9 protein-coding genes are annotated in these 9,150 nt (G+C 42.9%); all 9 read right to left on the bottom strand.

The window, feature by feature from the left end; genetic code table 11:
- The coding region (locus B7C60_RS18360) for a diaminobutyrate--2-oxoglutarate transaminase family protein (RefSeq protein WP_245868886.1) at nucleotides 1-1,413 on the bottom strand (1,413 nt) is incomplete at its 3' end.
- 596 nt (nucleotides 1,414-2,009) lie between these two features.
- The gene (gene mnhG, locus B7C60_RS07790) at nucleotides 2,010-2,411 is read right to left on the bottom strand and encodes a monovalent cation/H(+) antiporter subunit G (RefSeq protein WP_237665739.1); all 402 of its coding nucleotides are present in this window, start codon (nucleotides 2,409-2,411) and stop codon (nucleotides 2,010-2,012) included.
- Nucleotides 2,401-2,676 (bottom strand): MrpF/PhaF family protein, encoded by a 276-nt coding sequence (locus B7C60_RS07785; protein WP_099611164.1) that lies wholly within the window; start codon nucleotides 2,674-2,676, stop codon nucleotides 2,401-2,403. The genes mnhG and B7C60_RS07785 overlap by 11 nt, the downstream gene beginning before the upstream one ends.
- Before the next feature lie 6 nt (nucleotides 2,677-2,682).
- The gene (locus B7C60_RS07780; RefSeq protein ID WP_099611163.1) at nucleotides 2,683-3,156 is read right to left on the bottom strand and encodes a Na+/H+ antiporter subunit E; all 474 of its coding nucleotides are present in this window, start codon (nucleotides 3,154-3,156) and stop codon (nucleotides 2,683-2,685) included.
- Nucleotides 3,153-4,649, bottom strand: a complete 1,497-nt coding sequence (locus B7C60_RS07775; RefSeq protein WP_099611162.1) for a Na+/H+ antiporter subunit D — start codon at nucleotides 4,647-4,649, stop codon at nucleotides 3,153-3,155. The genes B7C60_RS07780 and B7C60_RS07775 overlap by 4 nt, the downstream gene beginning before the upstream one ends.
- 2 nt (nucleotides 4,650-4,651) lie before the next feature.
- Nucleotides 4,652-4,999 (bottom strand): Na+/H+ antiporter subunit C, encoded by a 348-nt coding sequence (locus B7C60_RS07770; protein WP_099611161.1) that lies wholly within the window; start codon nucleotides 4,997-4,999, stop codon nucleotides 4,652-4,654.
- 2 nt (nucleotides 5,000-5,001) lie between these two features.
- Nucleotides 5,002-5,433, bottom strand: a complete 432-nt coding sequence (locus B7C60_RS07765) for a Na+/H+ antiporter subunit B (RefSeq protein WP_099611160.1) — start codon at nucleotides 5,431-5,433, stop codon at nucleotides 5,002-5,004.
- Nucleotides 5,430-7,721, bottom strand: coding sequence for a putative monovalent cation/H+ antiporter subunit A (locus tag B7C60_RS07760; protein ID WP_099611159.1), 2,292 nt, complete (start codon nucleotides 7,719-7,721; stop codon nucleotides 5,430-5,432). The genes B7C60_RS07765 and B7C60_RS07760 overlap by 4 nt, the downstream gene beginning before the upstream one ends.
- A 308-nt stretch (nucleotides 7,722-8,029) precedes the next feature.
- A partial coding sequence (gene nhaA, locus B7C60_RS07755) for a Na+/H+ antiporter NhaA (RefSeq protein WP_245868883.1) occupies nucleotides 8,030-9,150 on the bottom strand: 1,121 nt, incomplete at its 5' end.

The following is a 9,150-nucleotide window of genomic DNA, read 5'->3' as shown; positions in this document are numbered from 1 at the left end:
CAAGCTACCACCAGCAGCAAGTATCGCTTGTTCTAGCGTTCGTAAAGCAAAATCAATCTGCTCAAAAGAGATGATCAATGGGGGTAAGAAACGAATCACCGAACCATCACGCCCACCTTTTTCCACCATCAAACCACGCTCTAACGCTGCGCGTTGAATGGCTAAGGTTAATTGTGGTGCCGATTTAGGCTCGCCAAATTTATTCAGCTCACCACTTGGATCTTGAATTTCTAAACCAAGCATCAGACCCTTACCACGCACCTCGGCAATACAGTTCACACGGCGTTGGATACTTTCTAAGCCCATGCGTAAATATTGCCCCGCAATATTGGCATGCTCCACCAAATTATCGCGAACAATAATTTCTAATGCTTTAGCTCCTGAGATCATTGCTAATTGGTTACCGCGGAAAGTTCCCGTATGTTCACCTGGACGCCAAGTGTCGTGCTGTTTGTTGATCACCAAAATAGACATCGGTAAACCACCGCCAATCGCTTTTGATAAACAAAGTACATCAGGAATGATGCCGGCTTCTTCAAAGGCGAAGTGATAACCGGATTTACCAACCCCACACTGAATCTCATCGAAAATCAGTAAAATGCCATGTTCATCACAGATACGGCGCAACTCACGCAACCAAAATGCTGGCGCTGGGATAACCCCACCTTCGCCTTGTACAGGCTCCACAATGATCGCAGCGGGTTTCATGATCCCAGCTTCGTCATCATGCAATAAGCGCTCTATATAACGAATGCTGGCTTTGGCTCCTTCATCACCGCCGAGTCCAAACGGACAACGCAGGCTGTATGGGAAGGGCATAAAATGCACATCGGACATTAAACCGGTGCGACGTGCCTTGGTATTTAGGTTGCCCATCATGCCCATCGTCCCATTGGTCATGCCGTGGTAAGCGCCACGAAACGCAAACATGGTATTACGACCAGTCGTTTGTTTGGCAAGCTTAATCGCCGCTTCAACCGCGTCCGCACCTGATGGCCCACAAAACTGAATGACACACTGTTCAGCAAGTTCTGTCGGTAAAAATCCTTTCACTGTTTTAATAAAATGGGTTTTTGCCGCAGTCGCTATATCCAAGGTTTGATAAGGCAAGCCAGAGTCTAGCTGGTCTTTCAACGCTTGATTGATTTCAGGATGGTTATAACCTAACGCAAGGGTTCCTGCGCCAGCTAAACAATCGAGGAAAAGCTGTCCACGAGTATCTTCCACTAAACAACCAAAAGCTTGTTTAATCGCAATCGGTAAGCGACGTGGATAAGAACGTACCGCGGATTCGTGTTCAGCTTGATCAAGCAACACTTGATCAGGCGTCAGATCATAAAGACCATCGAGTATAGGTACTTGGTTGGAAAAACAGGTTGCGATAGTGTTATCGACTTCAAAGGCTGTGCTCATCTTCGTTCCCTTGAAATAGTTAAAGTTTTGTCCTTTCTCAATGACTATTCGAGAAAAAATGACAAATAGTGAAACTCCCAATGCACTCAAAAGATACATTCGGAATCTGGCCCATTAACAATGGCCAATGACTAAAACAGAGAATCAAGGTTCGGTTATGCTACTGTCTTGATAAACAGGGCATAGAGGAAGCACAAAGCTGATTATTAATGTGTGTAAGTTAAGTAAGTTCAATGTTGGGTTTCCCATTAACATGCTGTTTTCACAGCAATAGTATCCCGTCTATCAGTAAAAGGATTTACTGATACCTACCCTACGTAGTGTCACAATCAGCTTGAATGGTCACTACGCGTATCCCCCAGAATCATCGTCCGAGATTGTTGCGGACGTTAACATACAACTGGCGATATTCGCAACGACTTTCATCGATAATTTATTAAGATCATCTCTCAATTCATAACGCTTGATGATGAATTAAAGATCTTGATTTTTTATCAAAACCAGAGCATGTCCGCTTGATTATTTATCATCGTATTCACCCTGGCTGATGATAAAAAACCTGCCGTATAGGCAGGTTTATGATAAAAAATGATCAGTTAGTCCTTTTGGGGTGGTTCAAACTCTTCTTTTGATGGCATATGACGACTGGCTAACTCATGAGTTTCTAAGTTGTAACGCTCTTTAATTACATCCTTTACTACGCCATCCCATTGAGGTACACCAACAAAATAGCTAGCTCTGGCTAATACATGCGCGGCAATCGGTGCTGTTAAAATAACAAAAATAACAACCGCAAATGCTCGTACCACAAAAGCAACGTCGCCCCAATTGACCACGGCAAATGCAGTTACCATTAAACCGACCCCTAACGCTCCCGCTTTCGTCGTTGCATGCATCCGAGTGAGAAGATCAGGCATCCGATTTATTCCAATCGCAGCGAGTAGCATTAAAAAAGAGCCTAAAAGTACCAAAATTGAGATGATAAAATCAGTCATCATCACGGTGTCCTCGCTTTTCTAAATAACGGGAAAAACCGACTGCAGCCATAAATGATGTTAAGGCCAATACAATCGCCACATCAATAAAGTAAGGTTGCTGATAACGAATACTATAAAGAACAACCAAACCTACCGTTAATGAAGCCATTAGTTCCAATGCAACAACGCGATCAGGTAATGATGGCCCCTTTAGTAAGCGAATCGTTGCCAATACTAGACTCAGCGCTAACATGGCAAAACAGAGGGTATAGACAATATCTAACATACTTATTTACCCCAATAAATCGATTACACGCGCTTCAAGACGTTTAAATTCTTCAATTTGACGAGCCTCGTCTTCAAAGTACATTAAATGAACATATAAAACACTTTTATCTGTCGCTACATCTAATGCTAAAGAACCCGGCGTCACGGTAATGAGAGTTGCAAACATGGTAATTGCTCCTTCATCACGTAACTCTAAAGGAATCGCGATCACTGCGGGCTTCATTAAGTGAGTGGGCGTCAAAACATCATAAGCAACACGCCCATTAGCTTTAATTAAGTCCCAAATAAAAAATAAGCCAAAGCTAATCACTTTCGGTAATTTTTTAAAATAAGCCTCAAATGTCGGGCTATCGCGTAGTAAGTAAGCCAAAATGGCATAACTCATGATCATCCCAGCAAATAAGTTGGAAATTGTGTAATTTCCAGACAGTACCAACCATACCAAAGCAAGTAACATATTCCATCCAAAAGCTTTCATGGTTGGCCTCCTAATACGGCATCAATATATCCTTGTGGGTTCATTATCTGCTCAGCAGCTAAACTCGCTAGCTGGACAAACCACTCAGCACAGATCCCTATCGTAACGGTAACGCCTGCCATTAATATGATCGGTAGATAGAGACAAAAACGTTCACCGTCTGATAAAGGTGGCTTCGTTTCTGCTGCCACCGGCAATGGCTTCCAGAACGCCTCTGCCCAAATTTTCACCATAGAATAAAGTGTTAATAAGCCCACCGCTAACGCCGATGTGACCATTAACCATGCTTGGGTATCAATACCGGCTTTGATCACCACAAATTTGGCAAAGAAGCCAGAAAGTGGCGGTATGCCTGCCAGAGACATCGCTGGAATCGCAAATAAAAAGGCTAAAAAAGGAGCAGATTTATAAAGACCACCCAATTTTTCAAGATGGTAACTACCGTGTAAACGGTGCATAACCCCGCTGATTAAAAAAAGATTCGTTTTTACCACAATATGGTGAAAAAGATAAAAGATCCCTCCCATAATCGCTAAAGGAGTAAATAAGGCCAATCCGACAATCATGTAACCAATTTGGCTGACGATATGGAAAGAAAGAATCCGTCTGACTTCATATTGTGCTGCGGCCCCCAACACACCGGTGACCATTGTGAATATCCCCATCCACAACAAAAGTGTGTGATGCGTAAAAGCAATATCTCCAATAAAAATGACACTAAATACGCGGTATAAGGCATATACGCCAACTTTCGTTAATAACCCTGCGAATACCGCAGAAATAGCCACTGGCGGTGTATGATAAGAAGCCGGTAACCAAAAAAACAGCGGAAACGCAGCCGCCTTTATTCCAAATGCCACTAAAAAGAGCAAAGAGATGACGGTTACGACCCCAGTATTATCAGACTCCGCTAATTTACTCCCGAGATCCGCCATATTTAAAGTACCAGCATACGCATACAATAAACCCACAGCACTCAAGAACAAGGCGGAAGACAACAAGTTTAGGGTTACATATTTTAATGCGCCTTCCATCTGTGCGCGTTCGCCACCGAGAATTAAAAGCCCAAAGGAAGCGACCAGCATAACTTCAAACCACACATAGAGGTTAAAAATATCCCCTGTCAGAAAAGCGCCGATAACTCCCGCTAGCATTAAATGTAATAAAGGATAAAACCCAAAAGCCTCCCTTTCTTCATCCATTGTGGCCAATGCATAAATAGCAATACAAAATGCAACAAACGCGGAGACAGTCACCATGATCACTGCCAATAAATCGGCCACCAATGAAATACCAAAAGGCGCTTGCCAATCCCCTAAGTAGGCAACTTGAATACCGTTGTTATACACATCATGAAATAAGATCAGCGCCGAAATCAATAAAATGGAGTTGGCAAAAACACTGACCCAACGCTGAAGAGTGCGATGCCGCCAAATAGTCATGGATAAGGCAGCCGCAAACATGGGAACAAGAATAGGCATTAGTAGTATCATAATTAAGAATCTGTACTCTTCATTTTGTTCATATCATCGGCACCAATCACTTTATAAGCTCGGTGAATCAACACAACGGCAAACGCTAATACGCCAAAGCTAATCACAATAGCCGTTAAAATTAAGGCTTGTGGCAATGGGTCGGCAATTTCAGTCGCAGGCACATTCATCCCTTCAGGAATCAAAGGAGGTGCGCCCCTCACCAGTCCTCCCCCAGTAAAAATCAGAAGATTGGCAGCATTAGATAGGATCATTAATCCAATAACCAGTTTAACAATACTGCGTCTGAGCATCATAAATAATGCCGCAGCGTACAAACCGCCAATCACAAAGGCAAATAAAGTGGCCATGATTAATCCTCCACTTCAGCGAGGGTGAGTAACAAGGTCGTCACCATACCAATAACAACCAGATAAACCCCAATATCAAATAATAAGGGAGTGCTGAGTTTCAGCTCACCAACACCCGGTAGATAAACCGTCCACCACACACTGGTTAAAAATTGGCTACCCGATTTAATGACCCCAATGGCACCACTTAACATCGCAATGATAAGCCCTATACCCATCAACTGAGCACTATCAACACCCATTAATTGACGAGTTTGTAACGGGTTAAAGGCAAACAAATGCAAAGCAAAAGCACTAGCAGCGACTAAACCAGCGATAAAGCCACCACCAGGTTCATTATGACCCCGTAGCAATAAAAAAATAGAAAAAAGCAGCAGCATCGGTAGTAGAAAACGAGCGGCAACTTGCAAGATTAATGCGGAATCCGTTTTCATGATTTACCCTTGTCCAATTTAATCATCGCCGTCACTCCAATCGCGGCAAGCGCGAGAACAAAGATTTCTCCTAATGTGTCCAAAGCTCGATAATCCACCAAAATTACATTAACAATATTTCGCCCTTTCGCAATTACATAGCTATGTTCAATCAAATAATCACTAATACGTTCTGGCTCTGCAAAATGAATGACGGTCATGACCAGCAATGTCATCATCCCTCCAAAAACAATTGCAACTAACGCATCACGCCACCTGACATCTGAACTAGATAAACGCTGGAATCTTGGTAACTTAAATAACACAAACACCAATAAAATGACGGTTAATGTTTCAATCAGAACTTGGGTAATTGCTAAATCAGGAGCGCTAAAGAATACATAAATCAACGCCATGCTAAAACCTAACGCACCAATGGCTGCTACTGCGCCCAGACGCTGTTCTGTGATGCAGGCATAACCGACCACGGTGATAATGATTGCTGAGATCAAAATCTCATACACTTCGACACCAGAAAAATCCAACGTGCCATACCAACCAACCTTATTGCCCATTGTATAGCTGACTAACACAATGGTTGTAATAAAGATGGTTAAGATATAATTAGACAAGTAGCCATTTTGCAGTTTAGTTGTTAGCCACTTTGCAAACGACACCAACCCCACCATGAAATATTCATAACCTTTTTCAGGGCCATAATTAAGTAACGATTTAGCCCATACAACATGCGCTGATAATTTATCCCAATATTTAAACAGCAAGTAACCGAACACAAAAGCGAGAAAGCTCATCAAGAGAGGAAGGTTAAATCCATGCCAAAGCGATAAAGACACCGGCTCAATAGGACGGCCAATCACCGCAGAAGCAGAAGCAGTAATCAATGGTGAGACCAAAGACGGAAGTACCCCAAACATGAGCCCAAGTGTCGCCAATAATGAAAAACCTAACCGCATCGCTAAAGGGGCTTCATGTGGTGATTTTGGAGTGGCAATTTTTGCTCCCCAAAACGGCTTAATGACCACTAACCCAGCACAGGCAACTAAACAGATCGATGATATAACCCCAACCAGTAACAGCATACTCTGCCACGGGCTCGTCAATAGGCCCATCAGCATCGACTCTTTAGCAATAAAACCTAATACAGGTGGAATGCCAGCTAAAGCTAATGCCGCAAGCGACATAAAGATAGCCGTTTGTGGCATGGTGCGACGTAATCCACCTAACTGACGAATATCTTTGGTTCCCGTTTCATGATCAACCGTTCCTGCCGCCATAAAAAGTGCCCCTTTATATAAGGCATGCGCTAGCAGAAAAATCATCGCGGCAATTAATGCTGTCTCATTTCCAATACCAATCAGTAGTGTCAAAGTGCCTAACGAAGCCACCGTGGTATAAGCTAAAATACGTTTCAAATCGGTACTTGTCACTGCCATAATGGATCCGACTAACATGGTCAATGCACCAACAGTGACAAGCAGTATGGTCCAAGTACTCTCTCCTGCCATCACGGGTTGCAAACGCGCCATTAAGTAGATTCCGGCTTTAACCATGGTCGCAGAGTGCAAAAATGAACTCACCGGTGTCGGCGCAGCCATGGCATTAGGCAACCAAAAATGAAAAGGAACTTGTGCTGACTTAGTAAATGCTCCTGCCAAAATGAGCAATATCATCGGAAAGAAGAGCGCATGTTGTTGGATTTGAGGCCCTTGACTTATGATCTGATCTAACTGGTAGCTTCCTGCAATTTGACCCAGTAATAAAATCCCGGCCATAAGTGCTAGTCCTCCACCTACAGTGATAAATAACCCTTGCAGTGCAGACTTACGTGATTTGTCTTCTTCATGATAAAAACCGATCAACATATACGAGGTGATACTGGTTAACTCCCAAAAGACAAACATCGCCATCAGATTATTGGTTAAAACTACCCCTAGCATCGATCCCATAAATGCACATAAATACATGACAAGCTTACGTTGATCAGCATGCCCAGCAAGGTAGCTCCCCGTATAAACAATGACAAGAGTCCCAATACCACTGACGAGTAATGCAAATAGCAAGCTTAATCCATCAAGTCTTAAATCGAGAGAAATATCGAGCGATGGAATCCAATGATAATGGAAGAAAAGCACATCACCTTGGGCAATAGCGTTGATAAAACCGAAGAAATAGATAAACAAAGCGGCAGGAAGCAGTGCAATCCACCATACCGCCTGCTCCCCAAGCCGACGATACAGCAAAGGAACCAAAAAAGTTGCAACAAATCCTGACATTAATGCTAATAGCATTCAATGATCTCCAATCGTTAACGCTGTATTGAACACTCAACAACGTTTTTATCTTAGTGAGTAACTAAATATTAATCCTAGGTTCACCTTGGTTGCCTCATGATTCGTCATGATAGATAAACCAGAAGCTTTTGCTAAAGAATAGCTCAGTGTATACGAAAGAAGAAAGCATAAAAACCTTGTTTCATACTTTCTTCTACACATAACGCTAGCTTAATCTACCTATGCCATTACACACTAGTACAACGAAATGACTTGAAACATTATTTTATTACTTAAGGGCTGTTGACCCTCGCCTAGTAAAACCACTATTTTTTCGCTTGAGCAAGCGAAGATGGCATTTCTAAAGTTACTTTTTTCGGTAAAGTGGCTCGCAACATCATATAACCAGCTAATGCCGCAGTGGTCGACCCCATCAAAATACCTAAACGAGCATAATTATCTAATAAAATATAATTGCTACCAAATGCAAGAGAAGAGATAAATATCGACATCGTAAAGCCAATCCCACATAAGACAGAAACTGCAAAAATATGCCTGATATCAATTCCCTCAGGTAGCTTAGTCATTCCCAGTTTCACCGAAATCCAACTGAAGGTAAAAATACCCAAGGGTTTCCCAACAAATAGGCCTAATGCAACACCGATGGGCAAAGTCGACGTTAGCCCAGAGATAGAAATACCCGCCAAAGAAATCCCGGCATTCGCCAATGCAAATAGTGGCAAAATTAAAAAAGTCGACCAAGGATGGAGCCTATGCTCCAAATGTTTTAGAGGTGAATGTCCAACATGTTTTCCTTTCAGTGGTATCGCAAAACCAACAATCACCCCAGCCAAGGTTGCATGCACCCCTGATTGTAGAACGGCAAACCACAATATCGCACCAACAATTAAATAAGGTGCCGTTTGAGTCACCCGGTAACGATTCAGTAGATATAGTCCTCCGATGGCGATCACACAGAGACCTAAAGCCGCAAGCGATAAATCACTCGTATAAAAAAGCGCAATAATGATGATAACGCCTAAATCATCAATAATGGCGAGTGCCAGTAAAAAGGCTTTTAAACTCACTGGAACTCGATTGCCGAGTAATGCCATAATGCCCAATGCAAACGCAATATCGGTCGCAGCTGGAATGGCCCATCCTTGACTCGCCATTGGGTCGGCAGAATTAAACATCATATAAACCAACGCTGGAGCAAGCATGCCCCCAAGCGCAGCAATGGCTGGGAATAGCGCCTGTTCCTTTGACTTTAGTGATCCCTCAATTAACTCACGCTTGACTTCTAAGCCAATCAATAAGAAAAAGAGTGCCATCAAACCATCATTCACCCAATGAGCAACAGACATACCCAATACAGGAGCGTGCAGTACATGCTGATAGAGTTCATTCAGTGGAGAGTTAGCAACCAACATGGCCGCAACGGCGG

This window comes from Vibrio fujianensis (genome assembly GCF_002749895.1).
Taxonomy (GTDB): domain Bacteria; phylum Pseudomonadota; class Gammaproteobacteria; order Enterobacterales; family Vibrionaceae; genus Vibrio; species Vibrio fujianensis.
Note: the sequence above shows the minus strand (reverse complement) of the source record. Positions and strands in the feature narration are given on the sequence as shown.